The 16,428-nt window shown below is 71.7% G+C and carries 15 protein-coding genes; 10 read left to right on the top strand and 5 right to left on the bottom strand.

The genetic code is table 11. The features are described from left to right. Positions 1 to 60 precede the first annotated feature (60 nt). From HUT06_RS31310 to HUT06_RS31295, 4 genes are all read left to right on the top strand, one after another. Positions 61 to 882: a polysaccharide deacetylase family protein gene (locus HUT06_RS31310; RefSeq protein ID WP_217711540.1), complete on the top strand. Its 822-nt coding sequence runs from the start codon at positions 61 to 63 to the stop codon at positions 880 to 882. A 35-nt stretch (positions 883 to 917) separates the two neighbouring features. After that, positions 918 to 1,427, top strand: a complete 510-nt coding sequence (locus tag HUT06_RS31305; protein WP_176198991.1) for a DUF1707 and DUF4870 domain-containing protein — start codon at positions 918 to 920, stop codon at positions 1,425 to 1,427. A 197-nt stretch (positions 1,428 to 1,624) separates the two neighbouring features. Further along, the gene (locus HUT06_RS31300; RefSeq protein ID WP_176198990.1) at positions 1,625 to 2,992 is read left to right on the top strand and encodes an FAD-binding oxidoreductase; all 1,368 of its coding nucleotides are present in this window, start codon (positions 1,625 to 1,627) and stop codon (positions 2,990 to 2,992) included. Between the two features lie 81 nt (positions 2,993 to 3,073). After that, complete coding sequence (locus tag HUT06_RS31295) at positions 3,074 to 4,339, top strand: cyclopropane-fatty-acyl-phospholipid synthase family protein (protein ID WP_176198989.1); 1,266 nt, start codon at positions 3,074 to 3,076, stop codon at positions 4,337 to 4,339. Positions 4,340 to 4,430: 91 nt separating this feature from the next. Here HUT06_RS31295 and HUT06_RS31290 read toward each other — a convergent pair whose 3' ends face one another. Both HUT06_RS31290 and HUT06_RS31285 read right to left on the bottom strand, forming a co-directional pair. Next, positions 4,431 to 4,925 carry a cupin domain-containing protein gene (locus tag HUT06_RS31290; RefSeq protein WP_176198988.1) on the bottom strand — a complete coding sequence of 165 codons (495 nt, stop codon included), beginning with the start codon at positions 4,923 to 4,925 and terminating at the stop codon, positions 4,431 to 4,433. Positions 4,926 to 5,166: 241 nt separating this feature from the next. After that, the gene (locus tag HUT06_RS31285) at positions 5,167 to 5,541 is read right to left on the bottom strand and encodes a DUF4267 domain-containing protein (RefSeq protein ID WP_176198987.1); all 375 of its coding nucleotides are present in this window, start codon (positions 5,539 to 5,541) and stop codon (positions 5,167 to 5,169) included. 89 nt (positions 5,542 to 5,630) lie between these two features. Here HUT06_RS31285 and HUT06_RS31280 point away from each other — a divergent pair, with 89 nt between their 5' ends. Both HUT06_RS31280 and HUT06_RS31275 read left to right on the top strand, forming a co-directional pair. Continuing rightward, on the top strand, positions 5,631 to 6,203 hold the full coding sequence (locus HUT06_RS31280) for a TetR/AcrR family transcriptional regulator (RefSeq protein WP_176198986.1): 573 nt from the start codon (positions 5,631 to 5,633) through the stop codon (positions 6,201 to 6,203). A gap of 98 nt (positions 6,204 to 6,301) precedes the next feature. After that, positions 6,302 to 7,309, top strand: a complete 1,008-nt coding sequence (locus tag HUT06_RS31275; protein WP_254715478.1) for an ATP-dependent DNA ligase — start codon at positions 6,302 to 6,304, stop codon at positions 7,307 to 7,309. A 76-nt stretch (positions 7,310 to 7,385) separates the two neighbouring features. Here HUT06_RS31275 and HUT06_RS31270 read toward each other — a convergent pair whose 3' ends face one another. Then, positions 7,386 to 8,405, bottom strand: a complete 1,020-nt coding sequence (locus HUT06_RS31270; RefSeq protein ID WP_176198985.1) for an aldo/keto reductase — start codon at positions 8,403 to 8,405, stop codon at positions 7,386 to 7,388. A 246-nt stretch (positions 8,406 to 8,651) separates the two neighbouring features. On the opposite strand from HUT06_RS31270, the gene HUT06_RS31265 reads away from it, so the two are divergent. Next, a complete protein-coding gene (locus HUT06_RS31265) occupies positions 8,652 to 9,167 on the top strand; it encodes a TetR/AcrR family transcriptional regulator (RefSeq protein ID WP_254715816.1) in 516 nt (171 codons plus the stop codon). Between the two features lie 116 nt (positions 9,168 to 9,283). Further along, positions 9,284 to 10,852, top strand: a complete 1,569-nt coding sequence (locus tag HUT06_RS31260) for a GMC family oxidoreductase (RefSeq protein WP_176198984.1) — start codon at positions 9,284 to 9,286, stop codon at positions 10,850 to 10,852. Here the strand turns inward: HUT06_RS31260 and HUT06_RS31255 are convergent. Continuing rightward, a complete protein-coding gene (locus HUT06_RS31255; RefSeq protein WP_176198983.1) occupies positions 10,821 to 11,699 on the bottom strand; it encodes an alpha/beta fold hydrolase in 879 nt (292 codons plus the stop codon). The two genes, HUT06_RS31260 and HUT06_RS31255, sit on opposite strands and share 32 nt — an antisense overlap. 163 nt (positions 11,700 to 11,862) lie before the next feature. Between HUT06_RS31255 and HUT06_RS31250 the strand changes: the two genes are divergently transcribed. After that, positions 11,863 to 13,254, top strand: a complete 1,392-nt coding sequence (locus HUT06_RS31250) for an aspartate aminotransferase family protein (protein ID WP_176198982.1) — start codon at positions 11,863 to 11,865, stop codon at positions 13,252 to 13,254. Positions 13,255 to 13,403: 149 nt separating this feature from the next. Further along, positions 13,404 to 14,651, top strand: coding sequence for a cytochrome P450 (locus tag HUT06_RS31245; protein ID WP_176198981.1), 1,248 nt, complete (start codon positions 13,404 to 13,406; stop codon positions 14,649 to 14,651). An 85-nt stretch (positions 14,652 to 14,736) separates the two neighbouring features. Here the strand turns inward: HUT06_RS31245 and HUT06_RS31240 are convergent, their stop codons facing one another. Then, complete coding sequence (locus HUT06_RS31240; protein WP_176198980.1) at positions 14,737 to 16,281, bottom strand: long-chain fatty acid--CoA ligase; 1,545 nt, start codon at positions 16,279 to 16,281, stop codon at positions 14,737 to 14,739. Positions 16,282 to 16,428 lie beyond the last annotated feature (147 nt).

The raw sequence follows: 16,428 nt of genomic DNA, 5'->3' as shown, positions 1-16,428 counted from the left end.
GCTGGCAAGGGCTTGAGCCCTAGACTGGCTGATCTTGGGGGAACGTCAGCGGGGGTGTTGATGGGCGGGCTGGAGCTTGTCCGGCGGGGGGCGGCGGGCGTGCTCGCGGCCGCGGTCTGCGGGTGGCTCAGCTCGCTCGGCGGGGGCCCGGCGGAGGTCGGGCTCACCGCCGCGCGGAGCGAGGCCCCGGCCGCGAGACCGAAGCCGAAACCGAAGCCACCGCCGCCGCCTCCGGACTGCGCGCGGGTCAAGTGCGTGGCGCTGACGTTCGACGACGGGCCGGCCGCCAGCACGGAGGAGCTGCTGGACGTCCTCGCCGCGCGCAAGGTGCGGGCGACGTTCTTCGTGGTGGGGGAGAACGTCGTTCAGCACCCGGAGCTGGTGCGGCGCGAGCACGAGGCCGGGCACGAGATCGGCGACCACAGCTACACGCACGCCGACCTCGGGACGGCCTCCAAGAAGACGGTGATGTCGGAGCTGACCCGGACGCAGGAGGCCGTCCGCCGCGCGTCGGGGGTCACGCCGGTGCTGCTGCGCCCGCCGTACGGGTCGATGTCGAAGCGGCTCACGAAGATCGCGCGGGAGCAGGGCCTCGCGCAGGTGCTGTGGACCGTCGATCCGCTGGACTGGCAGCACCGCGACAGCGAGTACGTCGAGAAGCGGGTGCTGAAGGCGGTCAAGCCCGGCTACGTGGTGCTGATGCACGACATCCATCCGACGACGGTGAAGGCCGTCCCGCGGATCATCGACCGGCTGGCCGCCGAGGGGTATGTGTTCGTGACCGTGTCGGAGCTGTACGGCGGGCGGCTCGTCCCGGGGAAGGAGTACGGCCGGACCGGGCGGCCGATGGCCGATTCAGGGGCGGCTCAGGGTCATCCCTGATGGTCCGCGGGCGCCGGCGCGCCCAGCATGGAGGTATGGACAGCAGCTACGCGGTGGGGGATCTGCGGGTCTCGGACGCCGAGCGCGAGTCGGCCATCCAGCGGCTCCAGGCCGCCTACGCCGAGGGACGGCTCGACGAGGACGAGTTCGACATGCGCGTCCAGCTGGCGATCACGTCGAAGACGCGCGGCCAGCTGGGCGGCGTCACGCGCGACCTGGAGCCGGTGCGGGCCGCGCCGGTCGCCGAGGCCGTCACGGGGGAGGACCGGATGCTCGCGGCGGCGGCCCACGCCGTGGCGGTGCCGACGCTGTTCGTCGGGCCGCTGGTGCTGATGCTGGTGAGCGGCAAGCGGTCGGAGTTCGTCCGGCGGCAGGCGGCGGAGGCGGTCAACTTCCAGGTGACGCTGCTGCTGCTCACGATCGTCACGTTCGGCCTCGGCGGGGTCGTGTACGCGGTCGCGTGGGTGCTGTCGGCGATCGCCGCGGTGTACGCGCTGACCGGTGGGACGTTCCGCTATCCGTGGATCCTGCGCCTGGTCAAGTGACCGGGGTTTGTCGGCATGCGCCTCCGGGGAAAGGTTGACGTGGCCGCCCTGTAGCGGTTTCCGTCGCCTCCAGGAGACGAAACGACCGATGTGTACGCCGACGGGGTTATTCCCCTCTCGACCTGTGACACCTGCAACGTCCGAATTATGTGGACGATGCATGGGATGATCGATTTACTAGGTCAGGGAGGGGTTAGATGACGGAGCTTGCGGTCAAGGGCGACCACCAGCGGGCGGTGGATGCGCTCAAGAGGTCCTACGAGGCGATCCCGAAGGGGACGCCGGTACGGCTGGCGAAGCGGACCTCGAACCTGTTCCGGTGGCGCGACCCCTCGGCGGCGCCCGGCCTGGACGTGTCCGGGTTCGACAAGGTGCTGAGCGTCGACGCGCGGGAGCGCACGGCGCAGGTCCAGGGGATGACGACCTACGAGGACCTCGTCGACGCGACGCTGCCGCACGGGCTGATGCCGACGGTCGTCCCGCAGCTCAAGACGATCACGCTGGGCGGGGCGGTCACGGGGCTCGGCATCGAGTCGACGTCGTTCCGCGACGGGCTGCCGCACGAGGGCGTCCTGGAGATGGAGGTCCTCACCGGGGACGGCGAGATCGTCACGGCGACGCGCGACAACGAGCACTCCGACCTGTTCTTCGGGTTCCCGAACTCCTACGGGACGCTCGGCTACACGCTCCGGCTGAAGATCGAGCTGCGGCCGGTCAGCCCGTACGTCCGGCTCCGGCACCTGCGGTTCACCGACGCGGCCGAGCTGGCCAAGGCGATGGGCGAGATCACCGAGTCGGGGACGTTCGAGGGCGAGTCCGTCGACTTCCTGGACGGGACGTACTTCAGCCCCGGCGAGCAGTACATCACGCTCGGCTTCTTCGCCGACTCGGCGCCGTACACCTCCGACTACACCGGCCAGCAGATCTACTACCGGTCCATCCAGGAGCGGTCGGTCGACTTCCTGACGGTCCGCGACTACATCTGGCGCTGGGACACCGACTGGTTCTGGTGCTCGGGCGCGTTCGGCGTGCAGAACCCGACGGTCCGGCGGCTGTGGCCCGACAAGTACAAGCGCTCCGACGTGTACCGCAAGCTGGTCGCCTACGACCGGCGGTACCACATCATCGCGCGCGCGGAGCGCTGGCGGGGGCTGCGCCCGCGCGAGGACGTCATCCAGGACATCGAGGTGCCGGTGGAGCGGCTGCCCGAGTTCCTGGAGTTCTTCCACGACAAGGTCGGCATGAGCCCCGTCTGGCTGTGCCCGCTGCGCGCGAAGGAGCGGTGGCCGCTGTACCCGCTGGAGACCGGCCGCCCGTACGTGAACGTCGGCTTCTGGGGGACGGTCCGCATCCCGCCCGGCCAGATCCCCGAGTACCACAACCGGCTCATCGAGCGGAAGGTCGCGGCCCTGGAGGGGCACAAGTCCCTCTACTCGACGGCCTTCTACGGCCGCGACGAGTTCTGGCGGTACTACGACGGGGAGACCTACCGGCGGCTCAAGGGGCGCTACGACCCCGGCGAGCGGCTGCTGGACCTCTATGACAAGTGCGTGCGCGGACGCTGACATGCGCCCGCCGTATCGGGGGAGCCCACGGGGCCGACGGCCGGCAGGCCGGGTCCGGGCGGAGAGACAGGAGGGATCACCATGACGCTGGCCAGGGTCTTCGAGCGGCTCGCCGGGGCTGAGGCGCCAGTGGAGTTCACGGCGTACGACGGATCGCGGGCGGGGGTGCCCGGCGCCGACATCCGGTTCGACGTCCGTTCGCCGTACGCGGTGTCGTACCTGCTGCGCTCACCGGGTGCGCTGGGCCTCGCCCGCGCCTACGTCACCGGGATGATCGACGTCGACGGCGACATGATCGAGGCGCTGACGACGATGCAGCAGGTGCTGAGCGAGGTGACGCCGCGCGACAAGACGCGGATCGCCGGCTCGGTCATGCGGGACCCGCTGCTGCGCGGCGCGGTCTCGCGCCGGCTGGACCCGCCGCCGCAGGAGGCGCCGTTCAGCCGGATCCCGTCGTGGCTGCGGCATTCCAAGCGGCGGGACGCGAAGGCCATCTCGCACCACTACGACGTCTCCAACACCTTCTACGAGTGGGTGCTCGGCCCCTCCATGGCGTACACGTGCGCGTGCTACCCGCACGAGAACGCGACGCTGGAGGAGGCGCAGTTCAACAAGCACGACCTGGTCGCGAAGAAGATCGCGCTGAAGCCGGGGATGCGGCTGCTGGACGTGGGCTGCGGCTGGGGCGGCATGGTGATGCACGCCGCGAAGGAGTACGGCGTCAAGGCGCTCGGCGTCACGCTGTCCAAGCAGCAGGCCGAGTGGGCGCAGAAGGCGATCGCCGACCGGGGCCTGTCCGACCTCGCCGAGGTCCGGCACATGGACTACCGCGACGTGACGGAGACCGGCTTCGACGCGATCAGCTCCATCGGCCTCACCGAGCACATCGGCAAGGCGAACCTGCCGTCGTACTTCTCGTTCCTCTACGGGAAGCTGCGCAAGGGCGGCCGGATGCTGAACCACACCATCACGCGTCCGGACAACACGGCCCCGTCCCGCAAGGAGAACGGGTTCATCAACCGGTACGTCTTCCCGGACGGTGAGCTGGAGGGCCCCGGCTACGTCCAGATGCAGATGAACGACGCGGGCTTCGAGATCCGGCACCAGGAGAACCTGCGCGAGCACTACGCCCGCACGCTGACCGGCTGGTGCCGCAACCTGGACGAGCACTGGGACGAGGCCGTCGCCGAGGTGGGCGAGGGCACCGCGCGGGTGTGGCGCGTCTACATGGCGGGCTGCGTGCTCGGCTTCAACCAGAACTGGATCCAGCTGCACCAGACGCTCGGCGTCAAGGTCCACGACGACGGCGCGAGCAACATGCCGCTGCGCCCCGACTGGGGATCGTGACGGCGGCCCTGCTCCCGCCAGTGTGACGAGCCGACCGGGCGTTCTCGGTCGGCTCGTCGGCGTCCGGGGCGCGTGACGCGCGGCGGGCGCGTCACGCGCGGGCGGCGTCCCAGGCGGCGCTGCCGAGGAAGTAGGTGTCGTAGAGCTCCTGGACGTCCAGGAGGCTCTCGGGCGGCACCTTGCCGTAGGCGATGCGCTCCAGGTGCCGGAAGTACTCGAACCGCTCGACGCCCGGCGTGATGACGATGAGGATGTCGGCGTCCTCGCCGGGCGCGGCGGCGAAGGCGTGCGCGAGGCCGGGCGGGACGACGACCAGGTCGCCGCGTTCGGCGGTGACGACCTGCTCGCCGGACAGCAGCTGCGCGGTGCCCTCCAGCATGTAGAACAGCTCGGCGGAGCCGTCGTGGCGGTGCGGCTTGGCGCCGTCCGCGCCGCCGGTCAGCGTGACGCGCTGGGTGGACAGGGCACCGCCGGTCGAGCTGCTGTCGGCCAGCAGCCGGATGGTGGTGGGTGCCCGTCCGATGACCTCGGCCTCGGCGGAGCGGACGATGACGGACGAGTCGAAGTCCGGCGAGATCAGCGACATGGTTCCTCCTGGGTTCGGAACGCTTCGGGACGGTAGGGCATGTTCGGTCGGGGCCGGTGGTGCCCTTACCGGCCGCCGCGGCGCCGGCGGTGCGCCGCGGCCGGGACGGGTGGCACCGCGCGGCCAGGCGATGCGGTTGTCATATCAGCCGGCGAGGACGAGGTCGGCTCCATCCGGACTCGGGACGGCTCCCGTTGGGGACCGGGGACCGGTCGGCGGGTGCTCGTCCGCAAGGCCGGTGTCAGGCGGCGAAGAGCAGGGCGGCGCTGATGAGCACGATCACGGCGGTCGCGAAGTGGATGCCGAACGCGGTGGCCTTGGTGCCGCCGTGGCGCAGGACGATCAGGGTGTCGCCGAGGGGCGCGACCGCGACGACCAGCATGTACCAGCCGGCGGCGTGGGCGCCGGCGAAGGCGATGAGGGCGAGGCCGAGGAGGCCGAAGGTGAGGTCGCGCACGCCCTTGATCGTCAGGTAGGCGTCGGCGCCGCTGCCGGGCTCGGCGGGGACGCCGTAGCCGGCGGCGGCCGCGTGCGGTGCGTAGAGGAAGCGCGCGCCGATGAAGGTGACGAACAGGGCGAGCACGGTCGCGAGGCCGTAGGCGATGGGGGCGAGCATCGGTGTCTCCAGGTGCTAGCAGTGCTAGGAACGAGATCGAAGCTAGCACAAGCATTGGCAGATTGGCTAGCACTGCTAGAATCACTCCCATGTCAATCCAGACGCGCCGGGAGCGCGAGCGGGCGGAGCGGGAGCGGCTGATCGTCACGGCCGCGCGGGAGCTGGCCGAGGCCGAGGGCTGGGACGCGGTGACCACGCGGCGGCTCGCCGCGGAGATCGAGTACAGCCAGCCCGTCCTCTACAGCCACTTCAAGGGCAAGGACGCGATCATGGCGGCCGTCGCGGTCGAGGGGTGCGCCGAGCTGGCCGCCGACCTGCGCGGGGTCCGCGAGGCGGCCGCCGATCCCGCCGCGGCCCTCGCGGCCGTCGCCCGCGCCTACGCCGGGTTCGCCGACCGCAGGCCCGCCCTCTACGACGCGATGTTCGTCCTCGCCGTCGACCTGCCGTTCGCGACCCCCGAGGCTCCGCCCGCGCTGAAGGAGGCGTTCGGCGAGCTGCGCGAGACCGTCCGGCCGTTCGCCGGCGAGGACGAGCCCGAGACCCTCACCGAGACGTTCTGGAGCGCGCTGCACGGCCTGGTCTCCCTGATGCGCAACGGCCGCATGCGCCGCGAGCACCACGAGCAGCGCCTCGCCGTCCTGATCCGGCGCTTCTCGAACTGACCTCCCGGCGGTCAACATTCGTCCTGCCGCGATATCGCCGCAGGTCAGTGCGGGTAGGGCGTGGTCAAAGGACCAGCGAGCGCGGGGGACGGGAGGCCATGCACATCCGGTCCCCGGTGAAGCCGATGCTGACCGTGACGGTCGACCGCGTCCCGCCGCCGCAGGCGTGCCCGGGCGGCTGCCGCTACGAGCCGAAGTTCGACGGGTTCCGCGCGGTCGCGATGGTGGACGAGGACGGCGCCGTGCAGCTGTGGTCCCGCCGCCGGGTGCGGTTCAACGACGCGTTCCCCGAGATCGCGGCGGCCGCCGGCGCCGCGTTCGCGCCCGGCACGGTGGTGGACGGCGAGATCGTCCGCTGGGGACCGGACGGCCGCCTCGACTTCGGCGCGCTGCAGCGCCGGCACGTCGCCGGCCGCCGCCGGGCCGAACTCGCCCGCGACGAGCCCTGCCACTACGTCGTGTTCGACGTCCTCGAATCGGGCGGCGCGGACCTGCGCCCGCGGCCGCTGCGCGAGCGGCGGGACGTCCTGGAGGCCCTGCTCGGCGGTGCGCCGCCCGGTGCGCGCGTGATCGGCACGCCGCAGACCTCCGACGTCGAGGAGGCCCTGCTGTGGTTCGAGGCGCTGGCCGAGCAGGGCATCGAGGGCCTGGTCGTGAAGGACGCCGACGCCCCCTACCAGGAGGGCCGGCGCCGCTGGTGGAAGGTGAAGCGGCGGATCACCGCCGAGGCGGTGGTCGGGGGGGTGACCGGCACGCGGCAGGCGCCCGAGTCGCTGATCCTCGGCCGCTACGACGCGGAGGGCCGGCTCCGCGTCGTGGCGCGGACGACGCCGCTGGCGCCCGCCGCCCGGACCGTCCTCGGCGGCGTCCTGCGGCATGCCGAGCCCGACCATCCGTGGCCGCCGGAACTGCCCGCCGGGTTCGCCGGCGGGCTGTACGGCTCCCATCCGCCGATCCGCTACGTGCGGACCGAGCCGGAGGTCGTCGTGGAGTTCAGCGGGGACGCCGCGGTGGAGGGCGGCCGGTGGCGGCACGCCGTCCGCTACCACCGCATCCGGACCGACCTGCCGCCCTCCGAGGTCCCGGAGTTCGGCGCCCCCGCCTGACCGGCCCGGCCGGGCGAGGCGCCGATACTAACCGGAACATGGTTCCGACATGATCCGGAACAACGCGCGCGATGCCTCAGCGGCGGCGCAGGGACGGGTCGAGCAGGGCGGGCGGGGTGTCGAACTTCTCGTGCGCCGCGAGGTCGGTGCCGGGGGCGACGATCGCGTCGATCGCGTCCAGGACGTCGGCGGGCAGCACGGTGTCGGCGGCGGCGAGCTGCGAGTGCAGGTGGTCCAGCGTGCGGGGCCCGATGAGCGCGCTGGTCACGGCCGGATGCGCGGTCACGAAGCCGAGCGCGAGCTGGATCATCGTCAGCCCGGCCTCGTCGGCGACCGCCGCGAGCCGCTCGACCGCGTCCAGCCTGGCCTGGTTGGCGGGGATGGACAGGTCGAACCGCTCCGGCATCAGCGCCGAGCGGCGGGTGTCGGCCGCCCGCCCCGCGCGGACCGCGCCGGTCAGCCACCCCGAGGCCAGCGGGCTCCACGCCAGCACGCCGAGGCCGTACTGCTCGGTCACGGGCAGCACGTCCGCCTCGATCCCGCGCTGCAGGATCGAGTAGCTGGGCTGCTCGGTCGTGTAGCGGCTCAGGCCGCCGGCGCGCGCCGCCCACTCCGCCTGGACGATCCGGTACGCGGGGTACGTCGAGGAGCCGAAGTAGCGGATCTTCCCCGCGCGCTGCAGGTCGGTCAGGGCCGACAGCGTCTCCTCGTCACTGGTCGAGGGGTCCCACCGGTGGATCTGGTAGAGGTCGACATGGTCGACGCCGAGGCGGCGCAGGCTGTTGTCCAGCTCGGTGGCCAGCCAGCGGCGCGAGGCGCCGCGCTGGTTGCGCTCGTCGCTCATGGGCAGGCCCGCCTTCGTGGCGAGCACGATGTCGTCGCGGCGCCCGGCGATGGCCTTGCCGACCATCTCCTCCGACTCGCCGCGGCCGTACATGTCGGCGGTGTCGATGAGGTTGACGCCCGCCTCCAGCGCGGCGTCCACGATGGCGGTGGCCTCGTCCTGCGGGGTGTCGCCGATCGCCCCGAAGTTCATCGCGCCGAGCGCCAGCGAGCTGACCTGCACGCCGGTGCGGCCCAAGGTGCGGTACTGCATGGACGGTCTCCTTCAGAGGTGGATGCGCATGACCGGTGCTCCGCTCTGGCATCATGGAGTCAAAGCGGAACCGTGTTCCTGAACAATACGGAACATGGTTCCGCATTGCAAACGCGAGCTGTGGAGGGACGCGTGGTGAACGACGGCGGCGAGAGCGGCGAGAGCGGCGAGGGTGGCGAGGGCGGCGAGAACGCGCGGGACGCGGCCCCGTCCAAGCGCAAGGACGCGCGGCGCAACCGGGAGGCCCTGCTCAACGCGGCCGCGGCGGTCTTCGTCGCGTCCGGGGTGGACGCGCCGGTGCGCGACATCGCGGCCAAGGCCGGCGTCGGGGTGGGGACGATCTACCGTCACTTCCCGACGCGGGCGGACCTCATCATCGCCGTCTACCGGCACCAGGTCGAAGCCTGCGCCGAGGCGGGGCCCACCCTGCTCGCCAGTTGCCCGACCCCGTACGCCGCGCTGGGGCGCTGGATCAACCTGTTCGTCGACTTCCTGGTCACCAAGCACGGGCTCGCCGCCGTGCTGCGGGCCGACGACCCGGGCTTCGGCGCGCTGCACGACTACTTCCTCGACCGGCTCGTCCCCGTGTGCGGCCACCTGCTCCAGGCCGCCGCCGGCGCGGGCGAGATCCGCTCCGACGTGGACGCCCTCGAACTCATGCGCGGCGTCGGGAACCTCTGCATCGGCGCCGACTCCGATCCCCGCTACGACGCGCGCCGGCTGGTCGGCTTCCTCATCGCGGGCCTGCGCCGGCCGGAGTGACGCGGCCCGCCGGGGCCGATGGGCGGGACCGCCGGGGCCATGGACGCGACCGGCCCCCGGTGGTAAGCAAGCACTGACGGGCCGGTGTCGCGGCCCGGCGGAGTGCGGAGGCCCTCATGGACTACGACTACGTCATCGTCGGAGCCGGATCCGCGGGCTGCGCCCTGGCCGCGCGGCTGTCGGAGGACCCGTCCGTCACCGTCGCCCTGCTGGAGGCCGGCGGCCCGGACGACAAGAGCGAGATCCATGTCCCGGCCGCCTTCGCCAAGCTCTTCAAGACCGAGTACGACTGGGACTTCAGCACCGCCAAGCAGACCGAGATGGACGGGCGGGAGCTGTACTGGCCGCGCGGCCGGATGCTCGGCGGGTCGTCCTCGCTCAACGCGATGATGTGGGTGCGCGGCCACCGCGCCGACTTCGACGGCTGGGACGTGCCCGGCTGGTCGTACGCCGACGTCGAGCCGTACTTCAAGCGCGCCGAGGGACGGGTCGGCAGCAACGAGGGCGGCGTGTACGGGACGTCCGGGCCCGTCACGATCTCCGAGCAGCGCAGCCCGAACGCCTCGACCCGCGCGTTCCTCGACGCGTGCGCCGCCGCCGGGCTGACCCGGCTGCCCGAACTGAACGGCCCGTCCAACGAGGGCTACGCGCAGACGCCGGTCAGCCAGCGGCGCGGCCGGCGGTGCAGCGCCGCCGACGCCTACCTGCGCCCCGCCCGCAGGCGCCCGAACCTGTCGGTCGTCACCGGCGCGCCGGTGACGAAGATCCTGATCGAGGACGGCCGCGCGACCGGCGTCCAGTACGGTGCCGAGCGCGTCACCGCCCGCCGCGAGGTCGTGCTGTCGGCGGGCGCGATCGGCTCGCCGCACCTGCTGCTGCTCTCCGGGATCGGCGACCCCGACCAGCTGCGCGGCGCCGGCGTCGAGCCCGTCCTGGAGCGGCCGGAGGTCGGCCGCCACCTCCAGGACCACCTGTCGGTCGGCGTCGTGCGGCACTGCCCGAAGAAGGTCACGCTCGCGGGCGCGGAGTCGCTGCCGAACATCGTCCGGTACCTGGTCGCCCGGCGCGGGCCGTTCACCTCCAACGTCGGCGAGGCGGTCGTGTTCCTCCGCAGCGATCCGGCGCAGCCCGCGCCCGACCTGGAGCTGGTCTTCGCGCCGGCGCCGTACGTGGCGCACGGCCTCACCCCGCCGACCGAGCACGGCGTGACGCTCGGCGTCGTCCTGCTGCGGCCCGAGTCGGCGGGGCGGATCACGCTCGCGTCCGCCGACCCGGCCGCGCCGCCGGCGATCGACCCGGCCTACCTCACCGGCGAGAGCGACCTGCGCCGCCTGGTCCACGGGCTCAAGTACGCCGACGAGCTGATGTCGGGCGACGCGCTCAAGCCCTACGTCGGCGCGCCCATGGACCCCTACGTCGGGCCGGACGACGATGAGGCCCTCGCCCGCTACGTCCGGGGGCACGCCGAGACGCTGTACCACCCGACCGGCACCTGCCGCATGGGCACCGACGACGACGCCGTGGTCGACCCGCAGCTGCGCGTCCGCGGTGTCGACGGCCTGCGCGTCGCGGACGTCTCGATCCTCCCGGAGATCACCCGCGGCCACACCAACGCCCCCGCCATCATGATCGGCGAGCGCGCCGCCGACCTGGTCAGGACAGCCAGCCGAGGATCCGCGCGTTGACCTCGTCCGGCCGGTCGAGCTGGAGGAAGTGGCCGGCCGCCGCAACGGATTCGGCGCGCGAGCCGGGCGGGAGGGCCGCGCGGACGGCGCCGAGGTCGACGACGTCGGCGCCGAGGCAGCCGTCGTCGGCGCCGTGCAGGTAGAGGACGGGCACCTCGCCGATGGCGGAGGCCGCCTCCTGCTCGGCGGCGTACCGCTCGATGAGCTTGGACGGGTCGAGCATGGCGCGGTAGTAGCCGATCGCCGCCTCGGCGTTGGCCGGGGTGGCGAGGCACTCCATGACGTGGTCGACGTCCGCCGTGCGGTCGCGGCCGTCCGCGGGTGACCAGTCGCGCCACAGGCCCTCGATGAACGCGCGGTTCAGCGCCGGCTCCGCGAGCGGCGTCTGGAAGACGAAGATGTAGAACGAGCGCTTGAGCTGTTCGTAGTCGAAGAACGCGGTGGTCATCACCGACATCGGCGGGACGGACAGGGCGACGGCCTTCCGCCACCGGCCGGGCGCGACGTTCGCGGCGCCGTAGGCGGTGAAGGCGCCCCAGTCGTGGCCGATGACGACGGCGTCCGGGCCGCCGCCGAGGGCCTCGTGCAGGGCGACGGCGTCGGCGGCCAGCGCGCCGGTCTGGAAGGCGCCGTCCTCCGGGACGGACGTGGGCGCGTAGCCGCGCATGAACGGCGCCACGGCGCGGTGCCCGGCGGCGGCCAGTTCGGGCATGAGGTGCCGCCAGGTGTGCGCCGAGTCGGGGAAGCCGTGCAGGAGCAGGGCCAGGGGGCCGTCCTGCGGGCCGGCCGCCAGGTAGCCGAAGTCGAGCCCGTTCGCCGTGACCGATCCGGTCGTGATGTCGCTCATGTGCCGCCTCCTCGGTTCGCGGCGCACGCTACCGGGCGGCTGGGCGACCCCGACGATCAGGCCACGCATCCTTCGGATATCGGCGTATCGCTATCTATTTACAGCGGATTCCGTACTCACTTAGCATCATGACAACGGGATCAATCGCATCAGAGGGAACGTGATGACGGAGCCGGACGTGACGAGCGAGCAGCACGACGCGATGCAGAGGGCGGCGCGCGACCATCTGTGGATGCACTTCGCGCGCCACTCGGGGTCCCAGGGCGGCGCCGAGATCCCGATGATCGTCCGGGGGGACGGCCCCTACGTGTACGACTCGGCCGGCCGCCGCTACCTGGACGGGCTGTCCGGGCTGTTCACCGTCCAGGCCGGGCACGGGCGCGAGGAGCTGGCGCAGGCCGCCGCCAAGCAGGCCGCCGAGCTGGCCTACTTCCCGATCTGGTCGTACGCGCACCCGAAGGCCGTCGAGCTGGCCGAGCGGCTCGCCGCCCTCGCGCCCGGCGACCTGAACCGCGTCTTCTTCACCACCGGCGGCGGCGACGCCGTGGAGAGCGCGTGGAAGCTCGCCAAGCAGTACTTCAAGATGACCGGCAGGCCCGCCAAGCACAAGGTCATCAGCCGCGCGGTCGCCTACCACGGCACCCCGCACGGCGCCCTGTCGCTGACCGGGCTGCCCGGCCTGAAGTCCCCGTTCGAGCCGCTCGTGCCGAGCGCGTTCCGGGTGCCGAACACCAACATCTACCGGGCCGCCGAGCACCGCGACGACCCCGAGGCGTTCGGCCGGTGGGCCGCCGACCGGATCGAGGAGGCCATCGAGTTCGAGGGCCCCGAGACCGTCGCCGCCGTGTTCCTGGAGCCGGTGCAGAACTCGGGCGGCTGCTTCCCGCCGCCGCCCGGCTACTTCCGGCGCGTCCGCGAGATCTGCGACCGGCACGACGTGCTGCTGGTGTCGGACGAGGTCATCTGCGCGTTCGGCCGGCTGGGCACGATGTTCGGCGCGCAGCGCTTCGGCTTCACGCCCGACATCATCACCTTCGCCAAGGGGGTGACCTCGGGGTACGCACCGCTCGGCGGCATGCTCGTCGCCGACCGCCTGTTCGAGCCGTTCCGGCACGGGACGGAGATGTTCGCGCACGGCTACACCTTCGGCGGGCACCCGGTGGCGGCGGCCGTGGCGCTGGCCAACCTCGACCTGTTCGAGCGCGAGGACCTGAACGGCCACGTCATGCGCAACCGGGACGCGTTCCGCGCCACGCTGGAGCGCCTGCGCGACCTGCCGATCGTCGGGGACGTCCGCGGCGACGGCTACTTCTACGGCATCGAGCTGGTGAAGGACGGGGACACCCGCGAGACGTTCGACGACGACGAGTGCGAGCGGCTGCTGCGCGGCTTCCTCGACAAGGCGCTGTACGAGGCGGGCCTGTACTGCCGCGCCGACGACCGCGGCGACCCCGTCGTGCAGCTGGCGCCGCCGCTGGTCTGCGACCAGTCCCACTTCGACGAGATCGAGCAGATCCTGCGGTCGGTGCTCACGCGGGCGTGGGCGCGGATGTGAGCGCGATGCCGGGTCGGGCGGGCGGGCCGGGCCCGGCGCGGCTAGTGTGAGGCGGGTCACCGCGCCGATCAGTGTGCGCTCGCCGCTTTACTTTGAGAGGCTGCCTGTAAACCGAATCTGGTTCGGAACGCGATGAGGTGGTGGGCAGCGTGCTCAAGGTCGAGGACATCAACCTGACCGACTGGGAGTTCTGGCGGCGGCCGCACGAGGACCGGCACGAGGCGTTCAAGGCCCTGCGCTGGCATCCCGAGCTGGTCCGCTTCGAGGAACCCGACATCATCATCGCGCCGCGCGGCCCCGGATACTACGCGCTGACCCGGCACGCCGACATCGTCGAGGCGTCCCGCCGCCCGCAGGACTTCTGCTCCGGCAAGGGCGCCATCAGCATCCCGGACATGCCGGGCGACATGCACGAGTACTTCGGCTCGATGATCAGCATGGACGACCCGCGGCACGCCAAGATCCGGCGCATCGTCTCCCGGGCGTTCTCCCCGCGCATGATCCAGCGGTTCGAGGACCAGGTCGAGCGCGTCGCCGGGGAGATCGTGGCGAACGTGGCCGCGGGCGGCGGCACCGGCGACTTCGTCGCCGACGTCGCGGCCCGGCTCCCGCTCAAGATCATCTGCGACATGATGGGCATCGGCGAGGAGCACTACACGACCGTCCTGGACGCCACGAACGTCATCCTCGCCGGCAACGACTCGGAGTTCCTGCCCTCGGAGAACGCCGAGGAGATGGCGATGGCGCTGCTCGGCGCCGGCGAGACGCTCAAGGGCATCGTCGAGGAACTCGGCCGGCGGCGCCGCGAGAACCCCACCGACGACCTGACGTCCGCGCTGGTGAACGCCAACGTCGACGGCGAGTCGCTCAGCGACCAGGAGCTCGGCTCGTTCTTCATCCTGCTGGTGGTCGCCGGCAACGAGACCACCCGCAACGCCATCGCGCACGGCCTCGACCTGTTCACCCGCAACCCCGACCAGCGGACCCTGCTCACCGCGGACTTCGACGGCCGCGTCGCGGGCGCGATCGAGGAGATCGTCCGGTACGTGTCGCCGGTCATCTGGATGCGCCGCACCGCCACCCGCGACACCGTCCTCAACGAGCACGAGATCAAGGAGGGCGACAAGCTCGTCCTCTACTACTGGTCCGGCAACCGGGACGAGTCCGTCTTCGCCGAGCCGGAGAAGTTCGACATCCTGCGCGACCCGAACCCGCACATCGGGTTCGGCGGGCCCGGGCCGCACTTCTGCCTCGGCGCGCACCTGGCCAGGCGCGAGATCACCGTGATGTTCCGCGAGCTGCTGCGCCGGACGCCGGAGATCCGCGCGACCGCCGAGCCCGCCCGGCTGGAGTCCAACTTCATCAACGGGATCAAGCGCCTGCCCTACACGTTCTGAGCCGCCCGCGCCCCTCCCGGGACGACGCCCCGGGGCCTCGGTGCGCGCTGAGGCGCCGCGCCGAGGCCACCGGCCCGCCGGGCGGTCAGCGCAGCTCGCGCTTGAGGATCTTGCCGGTGGCGGTCATCGGCAGCTCGTCGCGGAACTCCACGATCCGCGGGTACTTGTAGTTGGCGAACTGCTCCTTGCCCCACGCGACCAGCTCGTCCTCGGTCACGGCGGCGCCGGGCGTGCGGATCACGTACGCCTTGATCTCCTCGCCGTGCGAGGGGTGCTCGACGCCCACGACCGCGGCCAGCGACACGTCCGGGTGCGTCATCAGCACCTCTTCCAGCTCCCGCGGGTACACGTTGTACCCGCCGCGGATGATCATGTCCTTGGAGCGGTCGATGATGTAGTAGTAGCCCTCGTCGTCGCGGCGGGCCACGTCGCCGGTGCGGAACCAGCCGTCCTTGATCGAGGCGTCGGTCGCGTCGGGCCGGCCGTAGTAGCCCTTCATGATGTTGTGCCCCCGGATGGCGATCTCGCCGGGCCCCTCGCCCTCGATCTCCTTCCAATCGTCGTCGATCAGCTTCATCTCGACGCCCCACACGGGCAGGCCGATCGAGCCGGGCTTGGTCGGGCGGTCGGGGCGGTTGAACGACGCCACCGGCGACGTCTCGGAGAGGCCGTAGCCCTCCAGGACGTCCACGTCGAACTTCTCCTTGATCCCCTTGAGCACCTCCATCGGCAGCGCCGACCCGCCCGACACCGCGACCCGCAGGTTCTCCTTGATCGTCGCGATGTCCGCGGCGGCGGTGTCGTCGGTCAGCAGGCCCCAGTACATCGTCGGGACGCCCGCGAAGATGTTCACCTTCTCCTTGACCATCAGCTCGACGGCCTGCTCGGCGTCGAACCGCGCCTGCATGACGAGGGTCGCGCGGCGGTAGAAGCCGACGTTCATCACGCACGTCTGCCCGAAGATGTGGAACAGCGGCAGCGTCACCAGGGAGGTGTCGTGCAGCGTCCGGTAGAAGAGCGTGTCGTCCACCATGGCGTTGGACAGCAGGTTGCTGTGCGTCAGCTCCGCGCCCTTGGGCTGCCCGGTCGTCCCGCTGGTGTAGATGATGACGGCGGTGTCGTCCGGGCCCGTCTGCGCGGTGTCGAACGTGCCCGGCTGACCGGCGAGCGCGGCCCAGAACAGCTCCGCGCCCTCGATCGGGGACTCGGTCGCCGCCGGGTTCGCGGGCAGCAGGAAGAAGTGCTCGCACCCCTCCGCCTGCGCGAAGCCGGCGTGGCCCATCTCGCCGAGCGGCAGCTCCGGCGTGCCCTCGAAGCAGAAGAACGCCTTCGCGTCCGAGTCGCCGAGGTGGTAGGCGATCTCGCGCGGCTTGAGCAGCACGTTCAGCGGGACGACCACCGCGCCCGCCTTGAGCGCCCCGAAGTACACCATCGGGAAGTACGGCAGGTTCGGGCTGGACAGCGCCACCTTGTCGCCCGGTCCGATGCCGCGCGACCGCAGCAGGTTGGCGACCTGGTTCGCGACCGAGTCGATGAACGCGTAGGAGAGCCGTAGGTCGCCGAAGACGACGGCCTCCCGTTCGGGCGTCTCCCTGGCGGCGTCCTCCAGCAGCACGGACAGGTTGAGCATGGCACTCCTCGCGCGAAAGGTGACCGGCCGGTTAGTTACCGACGAGTCTACGAACGGTTCCGCACATCCTGCTGTACCGGGGCGGGAGAAGGCCACCTCTTCCGGCGCTTTGACGTGCCATTTCGTTCTTGTCCCGCTTCTACCGTC

This window comes from Actinomadura sp. NAK00032, assembly GCF_013364275.1.
Classification (GTDB): Bacteria; Actinomycetota; Actinomycetes; order Streptosporangiales; family Streptosporangiaceae; genus Spirillospora.
This window is presented reverse-complemented; position numbering and strand designations above follow the sequence as displayed.